Here is a 19,337-nt window from a genome sequence, read left to right as displayed (position 1 = left end):
GTCATGCGGTGCTACTGGGCCGCCATCTCTTCCTTCAGCGCCAGGACGAAGGAGTCGACGTCGTCCTCCGTGGTGTCGAAGGCGCACATCCAGCGCACGTCCCCGGCCTTCTCGTCCCAGAAGTAGAAGCGGAACCGCTTCTGCAGCCGTTCGGTCACCGCGTGCGGCAGCCGGGCGAAGACGGCGTTGGCCTGGACCGGGTAGAGGATCTCCACGCCGCCCACCGAGCGGACCCCTTCGGCCAGCCGCTGGGCCATCGCGTTGGCGTGCCGGGCGTTGCGCAGCCAGAGGTCTCCGGCGAGCAGCGCCTCCAGCTGTACCGAGACGAATCGCATCTTGGACGCGAGCTGCATCGAGAGCTTGCGCAGGTGCTTCATGGCGCGGACGGCGTCGGGGTTCAGGACCACGACGGCCTCGCCGAAGATCGCACCGTTCTTCGTGCCGCCGAAGGAGAGCACATCGACGCCTGCGGCGTTGGTGAAGGTGCGCATCGGCACGTCCAGGGAGGCCGCGGCATTGGCTATCCGCGCCCCGTCGAGGTGGACCTTCATGCCGTGGCCGTGGGCGTGCTCGCAGATGGCGCGGATCTCGTCGGGCGTGTAGACGGTGCCGAGCTCGGTGTTCTGGGTGATCGAGACGACCTGCGGCATGGCGCGGTGCTCGTCGTCCCAGCCGTAGGCCTCCCGGTCGATGAGCTCGGGGGTGAGCTTGCCGTCCTCGGTGGGCACCGTGAGCAGCTTGAGGCCGCCCACGCGCTCGGGGGCGCCGCCCTCGTCCACGTTGATGTGGGCGGATTCCGCGCAGATGACCGCGCCCCAGCGGTCGGTCATGGCCTGGAGCGAGACCACGTTGGCGCCGGTTCCGTTGAAGACCGGGAACGCTTCGGCGGTGGGGCCGAAGTGGCTGTGCATGACGCGCTGGAGGTGACCGGTGTAGTCGTCCTCGCCGTAGGCGATCTGATGGCCGCCGTTGGCGAGGGCGAGGGCCGCGAGGATCTCCGGATGGGTCCCCGCGTAGTTGTCACTGGCGAAGCCGCGTACCTGCGGGTCGTGATGACGACGCGCGTCGGTCCTTACGGTTGCGGGGTCAGCCACAGGCGCTTTCCGTTCACTTCCGGGGCGGGCCGGTCCCAGACGCCGGCGATGGCATCGGCCAGTTCCTTGACGTCGGTGAAGCCCGCGAACTTCGCATTCGGGCGCTCGGCGCGCATCGCGTCGTGCACCAGTGCCTTCACGACCAGGATCGCAGCCGCGCTGCGCGTCCCGTCCTCGCCCCCCGCCTTGCGGAAGGCGTCCGCGAGCGCAAGGGTCCAGGCCTCGGCCGCCGCCTTGGACGCGGCGTACGCGGCGTTGCCCGCGGTGGGACTGCTCGCGCCGGCCGCGCTGATCAGCAGGTAGCGGCCTCGGTCGCTGCGCTGCAGGCCTTCCTGGAAGGCGAGCGACGTGCTCTGGACGGTACGGATCAGCAGCTTCTCCAGCAGCGTCCAGTCCGCCAGGTCGGTGTCCGCGAAGGTCGGGCTGCCGCGCCAGCCGCCCACGAGGTGGACCAGGCCGTCGATCCGGCCGAACTCCTTCTCCGTCCTGTCCGCCCATTCGCGGGCGGCGTCGAGATCGAGCAGGTCCACGGTGTCGCCGGTGACGGTGGCGCCGCCGTGGGCGTAGCGGGCCGCGTCCACGGCCTCGGCGAGCCGGGTGGCGTTCGCGTCGGAGGCGACGACGACCGCTCCCGCCTCGGCGAGCCGGAGCAGCGTGGCCCGGCCTGCCGGACCCGCCGCCCCTGCCACGGCGACCACAGCGCCTTCGAGCGCACCGCTCCCGCTGCCCTTGCCGTTTCCGTTCATGGCCACCGCCTCCTCGCTCCGTGTGCTCACGCGGCCGCCTGCCCGGCGTCCGCGGCGGTGATGCCCTTGGTGGAGGCGATCACGTTCTTCAGCTTCTTGGAGAGCGCCTCATAGAACATGCTCAGGGGAAACTCGTCCGGAAGCACGTCGTCGACGAGTTTGCGGGGCGGCTGGGAGAGGTCCAGGGCGTCGGGGCCCTTGGCCCAGCGGGAGCCGGGGTGCGGGGCCAGGTAGGCGGAGACCAGGTCGTACGCGGCGAACCAGTGGACGAGCTTCGGGCGGTCGATGCCGTCGCGGTAGAGCTTCTCGATCTCGCCGCAGAGCTGGTTGGTGATCTGCGGGGCCAGCTCCCAGTCGATCTTCAGGGTGTTGTCGGTCCAGCGCACGACATCGTGCTTGTGGAGGTACGCGAAGAGGAGCTGGCCGCCGAGTCCGTCGTAGTTGCGGACGCGCTCGCCGGTGACCGGGAAGCGGAACATCCGGTCGAACAGCACGGCGTACTGCACGTCGCGGCCCTGGCCGAAGCCGTCGGCCTCCAGCTTCACGGCCTCCCGGAAGGCGGTGAGGTCGCAGCGCAGCTCTTCCAGGCCGTACATCCAGAACGGCTGGCGCTGCTTGATCATGAACGGGTCGAACGGCAGGTCACCGTGGCTGTGGGTGCGGTCGTGGACCATGTCCCAGAGCACGAAGGCCTGCTCGCAGCGCTGCTGGTCGCCCACCATCTCGCGGATGTCGTCGGGCAGCTCGACGCCCAGGAGCTCGACGGACGCCTCGGTGACCCGGCGGAAGCGGGCGGCCTCGCGGTCGCAGAAGATGCCGCCCCAGCTGAAGCGCTCGGGGGCCTCGCGCACGGCGATGGTCTCCGGGAAGAGCACCGCGGAGTTGGTGTCGTAGCCGGAGGTGAAGTCCTCGAAGGTGATCCCGCAGAACAGCGGGTTGTCGTAACGGGTCGCCTCCAGGTCCGCGAGCCACTCGGGCCAGACCATCCGGAGCACGACGGCTTCGAGGTTGCGGTCGGGGTTGCCGTTCTGCGTGTACATCGCGAAGACGACCAGATGCTGCAGCCCGTCGGCGCGCTCCTTCGCCGGCTGGAAGGCGAGCAGCGAGTCGAGGAAGTCCGGGACACCGAAACCGTCGGCCGCCCAGCGGCGCAGGTCGGCGACAAGGGCCTGGTGGTAGGCGGCGTCGTGCGGAAGCAGCGGGGCGAGCTGCCCGACGGCGGCGGTCACCCTCTCCAGGGCCGCCTCGGCGGCCGAGGGGGAAGGCGCGCCCTCGGCCTCGAAGTCGATGGAGCCGTCCTTCGACTGCCAGGGACGGATCTCCTCCACGGCGTTCTTGAGCGCGGGCCAGGCAGGGTGATCGATCACCCGCTGGGCGGCAGTTATGCCGTCGGCTGCTACGTCGTGCACAAGAATTTCCGTCATAACACTTCCTCCACGGGAGAACCTCGCGTCAAGTAACCGTATCCGTGTGCGGTTCTCCGAGACAAGTGGGGTCCTGGAAATTATCCTGTGCGACCGCATGGTCACCGCGATTTTTCCTGCCGGACAGCGATGAGGCGACCGCTTCATCGCGCCGGTGCCCATGAGGCCTCGCCCGGGGGGACCGGGCCACTCCGCCGTCGCACACCTGCCCGGCAATCCCTTGCGGGACACGCCCACGCATGAGTGACGCAGCTCGCGGAGCACGCGCCGCGGCCGGTAGGACGTACGGCGTCAGCCCTTCCCGCACCACTCCGGAGAACCGCCGCGTGAGCATCCGTGCCGTCCTGGTCGCCGCAGTCATCACCGGGTTCCTGCTCGGCGCAGCCGATGTCCAGGGGCACGGCACCCCGCTCCCCCGCCCGGCCGCCCCGCTCGCCGCGACCGGGCGCTGAGGGCCGGAAGGCTGTCATGCGGCAGTGCCGTGTGGGTAGGAACAGGACACGGGCAGACGCCGTCGACGGAAGCGAGAGTGCCTTGTCTTTTCTCACCATCGGTCACCGCGGGGTGATGGGTGTCGAACCGGAGAACACCCTGCGTTCGTTCGTCCACGCCGAGCAGGCCGGGATGGACCTCATCGAACTGGACCTTCACCTGAGCAAGGACGGCGCCCTGGCCGTCATGCACGACGCCGACGTGGACCGGACGACCGACGGCAAGGGCCCGATCGCGGAGAAGACCCTGGCCGAGCTGCGCGAACTCGACGCCGGCCTGGGCGAGCGGATCCCGGTCTTCGAGGAGGTCCTCGACGCGGTGGGATCCGCCATGCAGGCGGAGATCAAGGACGTGGCCGCCGCCCGCACGCTGGCCGAGGTGATGCGGCGGCGCCGTCTCGTCGACCGGGTCGAGGTGATCTCGTTCCACGACGAGGCGATCGCCGAGATCGCGCAGCTGGTGCCCGGGGTGCGCACGGCGCTCGTCGCCAGCCGCTGGGGCGGCGACGTGGTGGACCGCGCGAAGGCGGTGGGCGCCACCCGGCTGGTCCTCAACGTCCGGCGCATCACCCTGGAACTGGTCGAGAAGGCGCACGCCGAGGGACTGACCGTGGTCGGCTGGGTGGTCAACACCCAGGACCATCTGCGGCTCGCGCGGGGGCTCGGGCTCGACGGCGCGACGACCGACTTCCCGGAGATCCGCCGCGCGGGCCGGTTCACCGCATAGCCGGGGGTCAGCCGGCCGGCAGCTCCTTGACCAGCAGTTCGAAGGCGAGATCGTCCCGCTGCGGGACGCCGAAGCGCTCGTCGCCGTACGGGAACGGGCTCATCTTTCCCGTACGGCGGTAGCCGCGGCGCTCGTACCAGGCGATCAGGTCCTCCCGGACCGAGATCACGGTCATCTGCATCTCCCGCGCGCCCCAGCTCTCCCGGACCGTGCGCTCGGCCTCGGCGATGATCACCTTGCCCAGCCCGCCGCCCTGGAGCGAGGGGCGGACCGCGAACATCCCGAAGTAGGCGGCCTCGCCACGGTGCTCCAGCTGGCAGCAGGCGACCGGCACCCCGTCGCGCTCCACCACGAGCAGCCTGCTGCCGGGGTCCTCCACCACCGCGCGGACCCCCTCCGGGTCGGTCCGCTGCCCCTGGAGGATGTCCGCCTCGGTGGTCCAGCCCACGCGGCTGGAGTCACCTCGGTACGCGGACTGGATGAGCTCCACGAGCGCGGGCACATCCGCGTCGGTCGCGTCGCGGAAGGTCAGCTCTCCCGAGTCCCGGGGCGGGGCGGTGTCCATGAGGGGGCTCTCCGTTTCTCCGTGTTGCCGTGCCGCAGCAGCGTAGCCCTCCCCGACCGGCCTACGCTCCGGACCATGGTTCATGTGCTGAGCAGCCGGATCCTGTTGCGCCCCACGGATCCCGAACGATCACGTGTCTTCTACGGGGAGTCCCTCGGCCTGCCCGTCCACCGGGAGTTCGGTACCGGTCCTGAGCGGGGGACGGTCTACTTCCTGGGCGGCGGATTCCTGGAGGTGTCCGGCCGCGGTGACGCGCCACCGGCTCCCGGGCTGCTGCTGTGGCTCCAGGTGGCCGATGTGCGGGCGGCGTACGAGGAGCTGTCGGCCCGCGGTGTGGAGGTGCTGCGGGCGCCTAGACGTGAGCCCTGGGGGCTCGACGAGATGTGGATCTCCGATCCGGACGGGGTCCGCATCGCCGTCGTCGAGGTGCCGGAGGACCATCCGCTGCGGTTCAGGCCCTGACGTCCGGGACCGCTCACACCCTCAGGGGCCGCTCGCACCAGGCGTAACGCAATACACCACCGTCGCGCGCTCCCCCAGTACTCCAGTGCGCCGCGTACAGGTGTCCGGCCCCGGGCATCGATGGAGCGACGGCGATGTCGTTCGCCCGGGGGAGGTCTGCTGTGCATGGACCGGCGATGTCCGGCTGGCTGCTGATGGCGTTGTGCGCGCTGACGGGCGCGTACTGCCTGCTGCGTACCCGTGGTGGTACCGGCGAGGAGCGCAGAACGGCGCGCGCGGAGGCGCTGATGGGCTTCGGCATGGCCGCGATGGCGGTGCCCGCCGCCGTCGTCGCCCCGCCCGCGTGGGCATGGGCCGTGTACGCGGCGCTGTTCGGCGTCGCCGCCCTGCGCGCCCTCTGGTTCTCCCGCCGCAGCGGTCACCATCTGCATCATCTGGTCGGCTCGTCGGCGATGGTCTACATGGCCGTCGCCATGGCGGGGCCCGGCGCGGCCGCACACGGCGGCCACGGGGCGCACACCATGGCCGCGGCCGGCGGCGTTCCGCTGCTGACCGGACTGCTCCTCGCCTACTACGCCGCCTATGTGCTGCGATCGGGCGCCCGGCTGATCCCGGTGGCCGCGACGACGGCCGGGGGTGGTGCGATGGCGGGCGGCGGGGCGATGGCGGGCGGATCGGTGACGGGCGGCGCGATGTCCGGCGGGCCGGCGCCGGCAGGCTGGGCGAACCGGCCGGAGCTGGCGCTCGCCTGCCGTCTGACCATGGGGATATCCATGTTCGCGATGCTGCTCACCCTGTGAGACGGCGGGCCCGGCAAACCGTGGCGTACGTCACTTGCCGAGCACAGCCGTACCCGCACGCGCCTTGCCCCTCATAAGGTGACGCCATGTTGGTCTCCCTCGCGCTGCTGCTGCTCGGTGCACTGGCCGCCGTCGTGACCCCGCGGCTGATGGCGCGGGCCGAATGGCCGGAGCACGAGCCCGTTGTGGCGCTGTGGGTGTGGCAGTGCGTGGTGGCGGGCGTGCTGCTCTCCTTCGCCCTGTCCATGACGTTCAGCGCCGCGGCGGCCTGGCAGGCGGTGCGCGGTCATGTCTTCGCACCCGCGCCGCGCGCCGTGGTCGAGGCCTACGCCCTTGCCGCGTACGGTCCGTGGTCGGCCGTGATGGCCGTACTGCTGGCACTGGGCGGGGTGTGGACGGCAGCGATGCTGAGCCGCGAGATCCGCCGGGCGCGACTGCGGCGCAAGCAGCGGCGCACCGAACTCCTGGTGCGTTCCCCACTGCTGCCCGGCGAGGAGCCCGGCAGCGAACGGCTGGTGGTGCTGGAGGGCGAGCGCCCCGATGCCTGGTGGCTGCCCGGATCGGCGCCTCAACTGGTCATCACCACAGGGGCGCTGGGCAGACTGAAGGGCCGTCAGCTGGACGCGGTCCTCGCCCATGAGCAGGGGCACGCGAAGGCCCGCCACGACTGGCTGCTGAACTGCTCGGCGGCGCTGGCGTCCGGGTTTCCGCAGGTGCCGGTGTTCGCGGCCTTCCGGGGCGAGATGCACCGGCTCGTCGAACTGGCCGCAGACGATGTGGCGTCACGCCGCTTCGGCCGCCTGACGACCGCACTGGCGCTGGTCGAACTCAACGAGGACCGGGGCGTGTTCGGCCCGTCCGGGACGCCGGACGCGCAGGTGCCGCTCCGGGTCGACCGGCTGCTGGCGCCCGCGGGGCGGCTCACCGCGGGCCGTCGGCTGCGGCTCACCGCGGCGGCCGCGTTCGTTCCGGCGATCCCCCTGCTCGTCGCGCTCGTTCCGGCGATCAGCGCCCTGGGCTAAGGCCTGCCCGGCGGATCTTCGCGGGCCCTAAAGGTTGTTGCACAACGGCGATCACGCCCGGATTCGGCCATCTCGGGCATGATCAACTGCCCGTTTGTGCACCGTTTTCCACCGGCCTGGGCGGCGACCGCAGGCTGGCCCTGGAGATCGTTCGGGCCTTGTGCAACAACCTTTAGACCCGTCCGGCGGGACACGCCGCGCCGGGCCGGGGCACCGGGAATGGCCCGGCGCACCTCATGTCGGAGAGGATCGCTCCATGCTCTCCTCCCCGCCGCTCCCCCGCCCGGACCGCGTCCGCGCCTCTGCCCAGGTCCTGCGGAGCGGGGCGGCCTGCGCGGCCCTCTTCCTGGCGCTGCTGGTCCTGGTGGCCGCGCGATGGTCCCCGCTGATGAGCCTGGACCGTACCGTCGCCGACGCGCTTCACCGGCGGGCGGTGACGGAGCCCGGCCTCGTCCACGTCAACCGGGTGCTGACGGACTGGCTGTGGGACCCGTGGACGATGCGCGCGCTGATCGCCGTCGCCGTGGTGGCCCTGTGGTGGCGCGGTGCCCGGTCGCTCGCGGTCTGGGTGGCGGCGGTGAGCGTGCTGTCCAGCCTGCTGCAGCAGGGGATCAAGGCGGCCGTGGACCGGGAGCGGCCCCAATGGCCCGACCCGGTGGACTCCGCCCACTACGCGGCGTTCCCGTCCGGACACGCGATGACCGCGACGGTGAGCTGCGGACTGCTGCTGTGGCTGCTGCACCGGCACGGTACCGGCCGCAGGATGTGGCGGGCGGCCCTGGTGGCGGCGTGGGTCTCGGTCCTGGGGGTCGGGATCACCCGGCTCTACCTGGGCGTGCACTGGCCGTCCGACGTGCTGGGCGGGTGGCTGCTGGGGGCCGCACTGGCCGCGTTCGCGGTGGCGGGATTCAACCGGTACGAGGCCCGCGACCGGCCTTCGCACAAGGACTGAACAGGCATCCTTGCGGGGCCGTCGGCGCATCGGCAAGGATCGGGGCCATGGCGATCAAGGGTGTGCTCTTCGACTTCTCCGGGACGCTGTTCCGCATCGAGTCCGTCCGGTCCTGGCTGGCCGCGGCCCTCGCCGAGCGCAGGGTGAGCGTGGACGAGGCCGCCTTCGGCCAGTACGCACGGGAGCTGGAGGCCGCCCGCGCGCTGCCGGGCGGGCCCGCTCCACAGCGGGTGCCGGAGCACCTGGCGGAGGTCTGGGCCTCCCGCGACGAGAGCGCGGAGGCGCACCGGGCCGCGTACACCGGTCTGGCCCGCCAGGTCGCGCTGCCGGATCCCGGGCTGTACGACGCGCTCTACGAACGGCACCGGAACCCGGAGGCCTGGCGCCCGTATCCGGACGCGGCCGAGGTGCTGGGCGCGCTGGCCGCCGGCGGCGTCCGGATCGGCGTGGTGAGCAACATCGGCTGGGATCTGCGGCCGGTCCTGCGGGCGCACGGTCTGGACGCCTTCGTGGACGCGTACGCGCTGTCCTTCGAGCACGGCATCCAGAAGCCGGACGCACAGCTGTTTCACATCGCCTGCACACTTCTCGGACAGCATCCGGCGGATGTGGTGATGGTCGGGGACGACCGGCACGCGGACGCCGGAGCCGCCGCAGTGGGCTGCGAGGTGCGGTTCGTGGAGCCCGCGCCGCTGGCCGAGCGGCCGCACGGACTACGGGAGCTCGGACTGGTGCCCGAGGTTGCCTGAGGAACATGTGAGAGATGTCCCTTGCGCCCAATGGGTCTGATAGTCACATCGTGGCCTTAGCCTGGTACGTATGTCCCCGACTCCGTGCCCGTCCGGTTCCGTGCGTTCCGCCGCAGTGGTGAATGAAGACATTCGCGAACTGTGGCAGCGCTCGGGCGGACGCCTGTCGCCGGAGGACGAGGAGGAGTACCAGCGGCTGCTCGTCGAGTGGGCGGCCGCCACGGGCGGCGGCCGCCGGTCCGCGGCCTGAGCGCGCCTCCCCGATCCGCCCAGGCGCCGGGTTTCCGGTTCACTGTGCGGCGCCCTCCGTCGCGTCGCACCCTGGAGGCATGACACCTCCCCCGATCGTGATCTTCCGCCCCTCTCCCTCGGGCGGGCGGCGCGTCACCGTGCAACGCGACGGGCGGGTCCAGATACTCGGCCTCGCGCACTCCGACCACGATGTGATCGTGTTCCTGGAGGGCGCGGGGCTCGACGACCCCGAGCGGATTCTGGACAGCCCCGAGTGGGTCGAGTGGCGCGGTGGTCGGGCGCACCGGTACGAGGCGGCCTGAGACGTCCCTCCGGCGGTCGCCCGCGCCGCCCGAACCGGCGGTCACCCCGGCGGGCCGGCCCGCCGTGAGGCGGACCGGCCGTCAACTCAGCGCTCGAAGTAGTCGGGCTGCGTCTGGACGTTGAGCTCGTCAGTCCGCACCCGCTTCGCAGGATCGGTGCGCCGGTCGTCGATCCTCAGGACGTCGAAACCCTTCTCGATGTCGTTGGAGTAGATGTAGCCGTTGTAGTAGTACGCCGACCAGGGGCCGGCCGTGGTGACCTCGTCCAGGGTGACGGGACCGCGCTCGAAGTAGCCGATCTCCTTCGGCTTCGACGAGTCGGTGAAGTCCCAGACCGAGACGCCGCCCTGGTACCAGGCCTGGACCATCAGGTCGCGGCCCTTGACCGGGATGATCGACCCGTTGTGGGCGACGCAGACCTCGGTGTCGGCCTGCGGGCGGTCGATCTTGAAGTAGCTGCGGAAGACCAGCTTGCGGTGATCACCCTTGCCGACGATGTCGTAGATGCCGTCGGCGCCGCGCTTGGGCCCGACCTCCTCGTTGCAGGTGGCCGCGCCGCCGCCGCCGAGCTCATCGGTGAAGACGACCTTGTCCGCGCGCTGGTTGAACGTCGCCGAGTGCCAGAACGCGAAGTTCACGTTGTCCTGCACCCGGTCGATGATGCGCGGGTTCTCCGGGTCCTTGATGGAGAACAGCAGGCCGTCGCCCATGCACGCACCGGCCGCCAGGTCCTTGGAAGGCAGCACGGTGATGTCGTGGCAGCCGGTGGTCTTGGACACGCCCGGGTTGGTGGGAGCGCCCGGGTTCCCGCCGTCCGGGAAGAGCACCGGGAAGTTCACGATGCGGGCCTTCTCGGGTGCCTGGCGCGGCACCTTGATGATCGAGATCCCGTCGTGCGGGGGCCGGCAGTCCGGGAACGTCTCGCTCGGCGAGTAGGAGGAGACGTATACGTATACGTTCTTGCGCTCGGGAACGATGGTGTGGGTGTGCGATCCGCACGCGGTCTCGACGGCGGCGACGTACTTCGGATTGCGCTTGTCGCTGATGTCGAAGACCTTCATGCCCTCCCAGGAGGACTTCTCCGTGGCGGGCTGGGTGGTGCTCGCACACGAGTTGTCGCTCCGCGAGGAGTCCGTCGACAGGAACAGCAGGTTCCCGGAGACGGAGATGTCGTTCTGCGATCCGGGGCACAGGACCTGGGCGACCGTCTTCGGCGACTTCGGGTTGCTGATGTCGAAGATCCTGAAGCCGTCGTAGTTCCCGGCGAAGGCGTACTTCCCCTGGAAGGCCAGGTCCGTGTTCAGCCCCTGGAGCGCGTCTTTGGGGACGTTGGCGAGATGGGTGATGTTGCGGCTGTGGACGATCTCGTCCACGCCGGGTATCTCACCGCTCCTGATCGCGGCGGTCGCCTCCGCCTCCTGACGCGTGGAGACTTTTTCCGGGGTCGAGGCCGAGTCTCCCGGGTCGGGGGTAGCGGCCGCGGGTCCGGCCATCAGCAGAGTGGCGAAGAGCCCGGCGGCGGCAGCCGCCACGCCCAGACGTCTGCGCCGCACCGGGGTGGTGTGCAACGAGGTCACTGCGTCCTCCCATGGATCAGAATGTAGTTGACCGGTTCACGGACTCCGGCAGTATCGTCCTTGCCATGGGCATCCCAACAGATGGCAACAGAGACGTAATGAAAGTTTCTGATCACACCTGTTCGTTGACGTGCTAATACAGAGCGCAACCACCCATGTATCAACGGAGGTCGCTTTGTTGATTCGACGTCAGTTCCGGCGGTTCCGCGGATTCGCCGTCATCGTCGCCGTGACCGCGACGTTGCTCACCTCGGCCGGCTGTGACGGAAGCGGCGGTGACAACGGCTCGAAGGACCGGGCGGGCGGCGGCGGTTCGGTCGTGGCGCCCGGAAAGCCCGGTGAGCCCGCACGCACGCTCTCGGCCACCGAGGCGGCGAAGGCCGCCGCAGGGGTGGACACGCCCAACTCCGCTGACGTCCGCTACGTCCGGATGATGATTGAACACCATGCCCAGGCGCTGGTGCTGGCCCGGCTGGTCCCCGCCCGCTCCGACTCGGCCGCCGTCAAACGGCTCGCCGAGCGCATCACCGCGGCCCAGCAGCCGGAGATCGGTGCGATGAAGGGCTGGCTCAGCCGCCACGGACGGACCGGGCAGGCCGGGGGCCACGACCACGACGCCATGCCCGGCATGGCCACCGACACCCAGCTGGAACAGCTCCGGGCCGCGAAGGGCAAGGCCTTCGACCAGCTGTTCCTCAAGCGCATGATCACCCACCACCAGGGGGCGGTCACCATGGCGACCGAGGTGCTCTCTCAGGGGAACAACGTCCAGGTCGAGGAGATGGCCGACGACGTCGTCGCCCAGCAGACCACCGAGATCAGCCGGATGCGCGCCCTCTCCACCTGACGGCACACCGGCGCAGCTCGACGAAACACGGGCGCCCCGACGAAGCACCGGCGCACCTCTCCCGCGCCGGGCCCACCGGTGCGATGCTGGAGGCACCCTCCGGGAAGAGGTGCGCCGTGCACCGTGTTGCCGTCGTCGGCTCCGGCCCCAGCGGGATCTACGCCGCCCAGGCCCTGGTGAGCCACCCCCTGCTGCCCGGCCTGCGGGTGCACGTCCTGGACCGGCTGCCCTGCCCGTACGGCCTGGTGCGGTACGGCGTCGCCCCGGACCACGAGAAGATCAAGTCGCTCCAGCAGAGCCTGCGGGCGGTCCTGGAGCACGACCGGGTCACGTTCGTCGGCAATGTCCCGGTGGGCGGGGACGGGGTGTCGCCCGAACGGCTCGGCCGGCTGTACCAGGCAGTGGTCTACTGCGTGGGGGCGGCCGCGGACCGCCCGCTGGGCATCCCCGGGGAGGAGCTGCCCGGCAGCCACTCCGCGACCGACTTCGTCTCCTGGTACAGCGCGCACCCCGATGCCGCCGCACGCCGTTTCGCGCTCCAGGCCCGTTCGGCCGTGGTGATCGGGGTCGGCAACGTGGCCGTGGACGTGGCGCGGATCCTCGCGCGGGGCGCCGAGGAGCTGCGGCCCACCGATGTGCCGGAGCCCGCGCTCGGTGCCCTGGCCGGCAGCCGGGTGCGCGAGATCCACCTGACCGGCAGGCGGGGCCCCTCGCAAGCCCGGTTCACCACCAAGGAGCTGCGGGAGCTCGGGGCGCTGCCCGGGGCGCGGGTCGTCGTGGACCCGGCGGAGCTCGTCCGGGACCCGGCGTACGCCGGTACGACGCCCGGCTCCCCACCGCTCCCGGCGATGGTGCGCCGGAACCTCGACGTGCTGCGCGGGTGGGCCACGGGGGCCGCTGCCGTCGGACCTGCGCCGCCCCGGACCATCGGGCTGCGGTTCTACCTGCGCCCCGTCGAGCTCCTCGAACGCCGGGGACGGGTGGCGGGAGTGCGGTTCGCCCGTACCGCGCCGGACGGCAGGGGCGGTGTGTGCGACACTGGTACGTTCGAGGAGATCGAGGCGGGGCTGGTCCTTCGGGCGGTCGGTTACCGGGGGCTGCCGCTGCCCGGCCTCCCCTTCGACCCGGTGCGCGGGACAGTGCCCCACCTGGCCGGACGGGTGCTGCGGGACGGGGCCCCCTCGCCCGGGGAGTACGTCGCGGGGTGGATCAAGCGGGGCCCGTCCGGGGTGATCGGATCGAACCGGTCGTGTGCCAAGGAGACGGTCGCCTCGCTGGCCGAGGACGCCCCGCTGCTCGCCGCACGCCCCTCGGCCCCGGACCCGGTGGCCGCTCTGCGGGCGTACGGGCTGCGCCCGGTGGAGTGGGACGGCTGGCTGTCGATCGAGCGCGCCGAGGCGGCCCTGGGGCGGTCGCTCGGCCGCGGGCAGGTGAAGATCCCGGACTGGCCGGGCCTGCTGGACGCGGCACGGGGCGACGGCGGGTAGGGGCGCCCACGGCGGTATCGCTGGCGGCGGTGGCGCAGGCGGTCAGCCCTCGCCGAGCCGGTCCGCCTGCCGGTTCGCCGCGTCGAGCACACGGTCCAGCAGTCCGGGGAACAGCGCCTCCAGATCCTCCCGGCGCAGCCCGTTCATCTTGGCGGTGCCCCGGTAGATCTGCTGGACGACACCGCTCTCGCGCAGCACCCGGAAGTGGTGGGTGGTGGTCGACTTGGTCACCGGCAGGTCGAACCGGGAACAGGTGAGTTCCTCCTCGGCGGCAGCCAGTTCACGCACCACGCACAGCCGCACCGGGTCGGAGAGCGCGTGCAGCACCGCCTCGATCCTGATGTCCTCACGCGCCGGGTGGGCCAGCGTGCGCGCGCCGACGGCCGGCTCTGTGGCACTGGCAGGGGTCACGGTGGCTCCACATCGTCGCTTCGTCCGGGGCTCCCATAATACGAGATCCGTCGTAGCTCGGGGCCGGTCCTTCGCACACACGGATGACCGGAGGACACCGGTGGTCGCGGGACGCCGTTCGCCCCAGGACCCCGGCAGCTCATCTTGACCTGGCGTGCACTCCAGCTCCTAGCGTCGGGGGATGATCACGAAGCAGCGCAGGATCGGCACCGCATTCGGTGCCCACAGCACGGCCGACGACGTCCTCGCCGGCATCGACCTGACAGGCACGACCGCCCTCGTCACCGGCGGGTATTCCGGCCTCGGGCTGGAGACCACCCGCGCCCTCGTGCGGGCGGGAGCACACGTCGTCGTCCCCGCCCGCCGTCCCGAGGCCGCCGAACGCGCTCTGCGCGAGGTCCCCGGAGCAGAGGTGCACGCTCTCGACCTGGCGGATCCCGAGAGCATCCGCGCCTTCGCCGGCCGTTTCCTGGACACCGGCCGTTCCCTCGGCATCCTCATCAACAGCGCGGGCATCATGGCCTGCCCGGAAACACGGACCGGTCCCGGCTGGGAGGCGCATTTCGCGGTCAATCACCTCGGGCACTTCGCGCTCGTCCAGCGTCTCCGTCCGGCCCTGGCCTCGGCCTCCGGAGGGGCACGGGTGGTGTCCGTGGCCTCGTCCGGTCATTTCCTGTCCGGCATCCGCTGGGACGACATCCACTTCCGCACCGGCTACGACCGCTGGCTGGCCTACGCCCAGTCCAAGACCGCCAACGCCCTCTTCGCCCGCCACCTCGACAGCCTCGGCTCCGGCCTCGGGCTGCGGGCATTCGCGGTGCACCCCGGCAGCATCCTCACCCCGCTGCAGCGCCACATCCCCCGCGAGGAATGGCTCGCGCAGGGCTGGGTGACCCCGGACGGGGCGCCGTCCGCGGGCTTCAAGACCCCGCAGCAGGGCGCGGCGACAGCCGTATGGGCCGCGACGTCACCGCTGCTCGACGGTGACGGGGGCGCCTACTGCCAGGACTGCGACATCGCGGAACCGGCCACCACCGAGGACATGCTCGTCGGCGGGGTCAAGCCATGGGCCACCGACCGCGAAGCGGCGTCGCGGCTGTGGGAACTGTCCGCCGGGCTCACCGGGCTCGACGCGTTCTGACGACGGGCGCGGGAGAGCCGTCGTCCGGGGCCGACGGGGGTCAGGGCAGGTACGGCCAGACGCTGACGTGGTCCCGGCCCACGTGAATCTCGATCCACGACCCGTCGGCGCCGTCCGGGGGCCGGGGACCTGCCAGATCGAGCAGGATCAGCGCGCCGCCCATGTCCAGTACGGCCACGTCGTCCTCCCTGAGGCTGAGGCGGCCCCGGAAGACGACGCGGCCGGCCTCCTGCGACAGCTTCGGCGTCGCGGAGGCCGCCGGACGTGTGTTCACCGCCCAGTCGATGCCCTCGTCGACGGTCCACTCCACATGGTGTTCGGCGCCCGGCCCGTCCGGGGCGCCCCGCCAGTGCACCACCGCGGTTCCCACCGCGCAGTGGACGCGGACCACCGCGGGCGTCGAAGGGGCCTGCCGCACCGTCTCTGTTCTGACCAACACGCGGCCATCCTGCCGGACGGCCGCCGCGCCGGGACGGCTCTGCCGATATGGCCCCGTCCGGGCCCGCGATGTGAGTAGGCGTCAGCCGGCCAGCAGCTCCGGGTCCTTGGCGAGCGAGGCGAGACGGCCGCCCGGGTCGGGGACCAGCCTGCGGGTCGACAGGTCGAGGATGCCGGCAACGCCCGTGATGTCCGCCGCGACCGTGCCGTCCTCCTTGAGGATCTGCTGCGCGACCGTGAAGGTCTTGCCCTCGCCGTAGTCGAACCGGCAGGACACCCGTACCCGCTCGCCGCCCCGCAGTTCGCGGCGGAACCTCACCGTGACCTCCAGTGCGACCGGCCCCACCCCGTCGGCCAGCAGCTTGTCCTGCGGCAGTCCGGCGGCCCGCAGCAGCTCCCAGCGCGCGTGCTCGGCGTACTGGAGGTATACGGCCTGGTTCAGATGGCCCTGGGTGTCGAGCTCGTAGCCGCGCACGGTGACGTCAACAAAGAAGGTCATGGACGTCGAAACAGCACGGCGTGATCCGGCATTCCCCCGCCGGACGGCAGCGCACGCCGCCGGGTCCCCCCGCAATCGTCACCGTCCGGACCCTGTACGTACCTGTCATGCACGGGTAACTTCCTGGTCGCAAAAGGTTGCAGCAACATTCAGACGGTTCTTGCTGTCGGAAGCACTGCTCGCCCGAACCCCGAGGCGCGTCCGGGTTCTCCGGCGGGACCTGCGGGTGCTCGATGAGCGCCCGCTGTCGGCCGTGACGGCCAGGTGGCCGTCGCACTCCCCTGGAGAGACGAATGAAACGCATCCCCCACCGACGGCTCAGACGCCCTCTGGCAGCAGCGGCGGCCGCCGCCGGGCTGCTGAGTCTGCTCACCGCCGTACCGGATCCGGCGGACGCCTCGTCAGCCGTGCCCGTGGCGGCCGCCGAGAACACCGCCACGGTCTTCTACTACACCAAGACCCGCGACTGGACCGCGTACAACCTCCACTACGCACCCGACGGCGGCTCCTGGACGGCCGTGCCCGGCACACGTATGGAGGCCGCCTGCACGGACTGGGTCAAGAAGACCGTTCCGCTGGGCAGTTCATCGGGGCTGGCCGCCACCTTCAACAACGGATCGGGCGTCTGGGACAACAACTCCGGCAAGAACTACGCGCTGGGGACCGGCACCATCACCGTCAAGGACGGCGTGGTGGCGCACAGCGATCCGTGCGCCGGGACCGATCCGGGCCAGGAGCCCTCGCCGGGTACGGGGAACGGCGCGACGGTCTACTACTCGACCAAGACCGTCGGCTGGAGCACCACGAACCTGCACTACCGGCCCGCCGGAGGCGCCTGGACCACCGTGCCCGGCGTCGGCATGGAAGCCGCCTGCACCGGCTGGGTGAAGCGGTCGGTCGACCTCGGCAGCGCCACGGAGATGCAGGCCGCCTTCAACAACGGCAACGGGGTCTGGGACAACAACAACGGCAGCGACTACCGCATCCCCGCAGGGGTCACCACGGTCAAGGACCGGAAGGTCACCAAGGACGCCGCGGACCCCTGCGTCGCCGAACCGCCGGACACCGAGGCACCCACCGTCCCGGCCACCGTGAAGGCCGACGCGGACGGCGTGTCGGTCGTCCTCACCTGGGAACCGTCCAGCGACAACCGGGGAGTGACGAAGTACCAGGTCACCCGTACCGGTGGCAGCAAGGGCACGATGGTGAGCGACGTCGGCTCGACCGTCTTCTCCGACGCCAACCTCGAGGAGAAGACCGCGTACAGCTACACCGTCAGGGCGGTCGACGCGGCGGGCAACACCTCGGCGCCGTCCGCCGCCGCCAAGGCGACCACGGGAACCAGGCCCGCGACTCCGGCAGCCGGCAAGCCGCTGGGCACCGACCCCCGCAAGGACCCGATCTACTTCGTCCTCACCGCCCGCTTCAACGACGGGGACACGAGCAACAACAGGGGCGGAAACCAGGATGTGAAGTCCGGGAACGCCGCCAACAACGACCCCATGTTCCGGGGCGACTTCAAGGGCCTGGTCAACAAGCTCGACTACGTCAAGGGCCTGGGCTTCTCCGCGATCTGGATCACTCCGGTGGTCCTGAACCGGTCCGACTACGACTACCACGGCTATCACGGCTACGACTTCTACAAGGTCGACCCCCGGCTCGAATCGGCGGGCGCCTCGTACCAGGACCTGATCAACGCCGCGCACGCCAAGGGCATGAAGATCTACCAGGACGTCGTCTACAACCACTCCTCGCGCTGGGGCGCCAAGGGCCTGTACACGCCGACCGTCTACGGGGTCCGGGACGACCAGTGGAGCTGGTACTACGACGAGAAGCAGGACGGCTTCGAGTACGACGGTCTGACCATCGACCCCAAGACCGGCAAGTCGTACTACAACGGTGACCTGTGGTCGACCGCGGAGCCGGCCGGCAACACCTGCGTGGACTGGGGGAAGCCCACGCAGTACACCTCCCCTGAGGGCTACCGGATCTACAACTGCCAGTGGCCCAACCCGACTTCGGGCATGTTCCCGAAGCAGTACTACCACAACTGCTGGCTGGGGAACTGGGAGGGAGAGGACTCGCGCTCCTGCTGGCTGCACGACGATCTGGCCGACTTCAACACCGAGTCCGCCCCCGTCCAGAACTACCTGATCGGGGCGTACAACAAGTACATCGACATGGGCGTCGACGGCTTCCGGATCGACACCGCCGTCCACATTCCACGCACCACCTGGAACCGCCGGTTCCTGCCGGCGATCCAGGAGCGCGTCACCCAGCAGTTCGGCGCTGAGGCGGCGAAGAACTTCTTCGTCTTCGGTGAGGTGGGCGCGTTCGTCAACGACAAGTGGAACCGCGGCTCGGTCAACCACTCCGCGCAGTTCTTCACCTGGAAGGAGCGCAAGGAGTACAACGCCGACGACACCAAGGCCGCCCTGGAGATGTACGACTACGAGGAGAAGCTGGGCACCGGTGCACAGCCGACGTCCACCAACGCCTTCCTCGACGGGAACGCCTATCACACCCCCGACCACAGCAAGTTCTCCGGCATGAACGTCATCGACATGCGGATGCACATGAACTTCGGGGACGCCAACAACGCCTACAACAACGGCAAGGACTCGGACGACAGTTACAACGACGCCACGTACAACGTCGTCTACGTGGACAGTCACGACTACGGCCCCAACAAGAGCAGTGAGCGCTATGCGGGCGGCACCGACGCCTGGGCCGAGAACATGGCCCTGATGTGGACGTTCCGCGGCATCCCCACGCTCTACTACGGATCGGAGATCGAGTTCCAGGCCGGCAAGAAGATCGACTGCGGGCCCAGCTGCCCGCTGGCGACCACCGGCCGCGCCTACTACGGCGACCATGTCGCGGGCACGGTCGAGGCCTCCGACTTCGGCAAGGTCTCGTCGGCCACCGGCGAGGTCGCGAACACGCTGAGCAAGCCGCTGGTCAAGCACGTCCAGCGGCTCAACGAGATCCGTCGTGCGGTGCCGGCCCTGCAGATGGGTCAGTACTCCACCGAGGGCATCACCGGGCAGATGGCGTACAAGCGGCGCTACACCGACGCCGCGAGCGGAGTGGACAGCTTCGCCCTGGTGACGGTCACCTCCGCGGCCACGTACACGGGTGTCCCCAACGGCACCTACAAGGACGCCGTCACCGGTGACACGAAGGTGGTGACGGACGGCAAGCTGGCCGTGGCGGCCCCCGGCAAGGGCAACATGCGGGTCTACGTCCTGGACCTCGGCGGCCGCAACGCCGCTCCGGGGAAGGTCGGGGCGGCGGGTCCGTACCTGAAGTAGCGCGGCACAGCAGGAGGCCCGGCCCGCGGAGAGTACG

General features: G+C 70.6%; 21 protein-coding genes. 13 read left to right on the top strand and 8 right to left on the bottom strand.

What is annotated here, in order from left to right; genetic code table 11:
* Positions 1-11: 11 nt before the first annotated feature.
* Genes EDD93_RS30585 through EDD93_RS30575 form a run of 3 tightly spaced genes read right to left on the bottom strand, consistent with a single transcriptional unit; the run spans position 12 to position 3,264 of the window.
* The gene (locus EDD93_RS30585) at positions 12-1,094 is read right to left on the bottom strand and encodes a low specificity L-threonine aldolase (RefSeq protein ID WP_123528718.1); all 1,083 of its coding nucleotides are present in this window, start codon (positions 1,092-1,094) and stop codon (positions 12-14) included.
* Entirely contained in the window at positions 1,073-1,840 is a 768-nt protein-coding gene (locus EDD93_RS30580; protein WP_123528717.1) for an SDR family NAD(P)-dependent oxidoreductase, read from the bottom strand. The genes EDD93_RS30585 and EDD93_RS30580 overlap by 22 nt, the downstream gene beginning before the upstream one ends.
* Before the next feature lie 26 nt (positions 1,841-1,866).
* Complete coding sequence (locus EDD93_RS30575; RefSeq protein WP_123528716.1) at positions 1,867-3,264, bottom strand: DUF6421 family protein; 1,398 nt, start codon at positions 3,262-3,264, stop codon at positions 1,867-1,869.
* Between the two features lie 326 nt (positions 3,265-3,590).
* On the opposite strand from EDD93_RS30575, the gene EDD93_RS40480 reads away from it, so the two are divergent.
* On the top strand, positions 3,591-3,716 hold the full coding sequence (locus EDD93_RS40480) for a hypothetical protein (protein WP_260256004.1): 126 nt from the start codon (positions 3,591-3,593) through the stop codon (positions 3,714-3,716).
* Between the two features lie 82 nt (positions 3,717-3,798).
* Positions 3,799-4,482 (top strand): glycerophosphodiester phosphodiesterase family protein, encoded by a 684-nt coding sequence (locus EDD93_RS30570; RefSeq protein ID WP_123528715.1) that lies wholly within the window; start codon positions 3,799-3,801, stop codon positions 4,480-4,482.
* Between the two features lie 7 nt (positions 4,483-4,489).
* Here the strand turns inward: EDD93_RS30570 and EDD93_RS30565 are convergent, their stop codons facing one another.
* Positions 4,490-5,047, bottom strand: a complete 558-nt coding sequence (locus tag EDD93_RS30565) for a GNAT family N-acetyltransferase (RefSeq protein ID WP_123528714.1) — start codon at positions 5,045-5,047, stop codon at positions 4,490-4,492.
* Positions 5,048-5,122: 75 nt separating this feature from the next.
* Here EDD93_RS30565 and EDD93_RS30560 point away from each other — a divergent pair, with 75 nt between their 5' ends.
* From EDD93_RS30560 to EDD93_RS30530, 7 genes are all read left to right on the top strand, one after another.
* Entirely contained in the window at positions 5,123-5,509 is a 387-nt protein-coding gene (locus EDD93_RS30560; protein ID WP_123528713.1) for a VOC family protein, read from the top strand.
* A 161-nt stretch (positions 5,510-5,670) separates the two neighbouring features.
* Positions 5,671-6,309, top strand: a complete 639-nt coding sequence (locus EDD93_RS30555) for a DUF5134 domain-containing protein (RefSeq protein ID WP_123528712.1) — start codon at positions 5,671-5,673, stop codon at positions 6,307-6,309.
* Between the two features lie 86 nt (positions 6,310-6,395).
* Positions 6,396-7,331, top strand: coding sequence for a M56 family metallopeptidase (locus EDD93_RS30550; RefSeq protein WP_123528711.1), 936 nt, complete (start codon positions 6,396-6,398; stop codon positions 7,329-7,331).
* Between the two features lie 256 nt (positions 7,332-7,587).
* A complete protein-coding gene (locus EDD93_RS30545; RefSeq protein ID WP_123528710.1) occupies positions 7,588-8,283 on the top strand; it encodes a phosphatase PAP2 family protein in 696 nt (231 codons plus the stop codon).
* Between the two features lie 47 nt (positions 8,284-8,330).
* Positions 8,331-9,032: an HAD family hydrolase gene (locus tag EDD93_RS30540; RefSeq protein WP_123528709.1), complete on the top strand. Its 702-nt coding sequence runs from the start codon at positions 8,331-8,333 to the stop codon at positions 9,030-9,032.
* A gap of 70 nt (positions 9,033-9,102) precedes the next feature.
* Positions 9,103-9,282 (top strand): hypothetical protein, encoded by a 180-nt coding sequence (locus EDD93_RS30535; protein WP_123528708.1) that lies wholly within the window; start codon positions 9,103-9,105, stop codon positions 9,280-9,282.
* Positions 9,283-9,361: 79 nt separating this feature from the next.
* Complete coding sequence (locus tag EDD93_RS30530) at positions 9,362-9,586, top strand: hypothetical protein (protein ID WP_073736035.1); 225 nt, start codon at positions 9,362-9,364, stop codon at positions 9,584-9,586.
* Between the two features lie 86 nt (positions 9,587-9,672).
* Here the strand turns inward: EDD93_RS30530 and EDD93_RS30525 are convergent, their stop codons facing one another.
* Entirely contained in the window at positions 9,673-11,163 is a 1,491-nt protein-coding gene (locus tag EDD93_RS30525; RefSeq protein ID WP_123528707.1) for an LVIVD repeat-containing protein, read from the bottom strand.
* Positions 11,164-11,338: 175 nt separating this feature from the next.
* Here EDD93_RS30525 and EDD93_RS30520 point away from each other — a divergent pair, with 175 nt between their 5' ends.
* Complete coding sequence (locus EDD93_RS30520; protein WP_260256003.1) at positions 11,339-12,010, top strand: DUF305 domain-containing protein; 672 nt, start codon at positions 11,339-11,341, stop codon at positions 12,008-12,010.
* 116 nt (positions 12,011-12,126) lie between these two features.
* Positions 12,127-13,497, top strand: a complete 1,371-nt coding sequence (locus tag EDD93_RS30515) for an FAD-dependent oxidoreductase (protein ID WP_123528706.1) — start codon at positions 12,127-12,129, stop codon at positions 13,495-13,497.
* A gap of 42 nt (positions 13,498-13,539) precedes the next feature.
* Here the strand turns inward: EDD93_RS30515 and EDD93_RS30510 are convergent, their stop codons facing one another.
* Entirely contained in the window at positions 13,540-13,908 is a 369-nt protein-coding gene (locus EDD93_RS30510) for a helix-turn-helix transcriptional regulator (RefSeq protein WP_123528705.1), read from the bottom strand.
* A gap of 181 nt (positions 13,909-14,089) precedes the next feature.
* Between EDD93_RS30510 and EDD93_RS30505 the strand changes: the two genes are divergently transcribed.
* Complete coding sequence (locus EDD93_RS30505) at positions 14,090-15,049, top strand: SDR family NAD(P)-dependent oxidoreductase (protein WP_123528704.1); 960 nt, start codon at positions 14,090-14,092, stop codon at positions 15,047-15,049.
* 40 nt (positions 15,050-15,089) lie between these two features.
* Here EDD93_RS30505 and EDD93_RS30500 read toward each other — a convergent pair whose 3' ends face one another.
* Together EDD93_RS30500 and EDD93_RS30495 are read right to left on the bottom strand one after the other, a co-directional pair.
* Positions 15,090-15,488 (bottom strand): hypothetical protein, encoded by a 399-nt coding sequence (locus EDD93_RS30500; protein WP_260256002.1) that lies wholly within the window; start codon positions 15,486-15,488, stop codon positions 15,090-15,092.
* An 81-nt stretch (positions 15,489-15,569) separates the two neighbouring features.
* The gene (locus EDD93_RS30495) at positions 15,570-15,986 is read right to left on the bottom strand and encodes a thioesterase family protein (RefSeq protein ID WP_123528703.1); all 417 of its coding nucleotides are present in this window, start codon (positions 15,984-15,986) and stop codon (positions 15,570-15,572) included.
* A gap of 293 nt (positions 15,987-16,279) precedes the next feature.
* Here EDD93_RS30495 and EDD93_RS30490 point away from each other — a divergent pair, with 293 nt between their 5' ends.
* Positions 16,280-19,300 carry a carbohydrate binding domain-containing protein gene (locus tag EDD93_RS30490; protein ID WP_123528702.1) on the top strand — a complete coding sequence of 1,007 codons (3,021 nt, stop codon included), beginning with the start codon at positions 16,280-16,282 and terminating at the stop codon, positions 19,298-19,300.
* Positions 19,301-19,337: the final 37 nt, after the last annotated feature.

Source organism: Streptomyces sp. 840.1, assembly GCF_003751445.1.
Taxonomy (GTDB): domain Bacteria; phylum Actinomycetota; class Actinomycetes; order Streptomycetales; family Streptomycetaceae; genus Streptomyces.
Note: the sequence above shows the minus strand (reverse complement) of the source record. Positions and strands in the feature narration are given on the sequence as shown.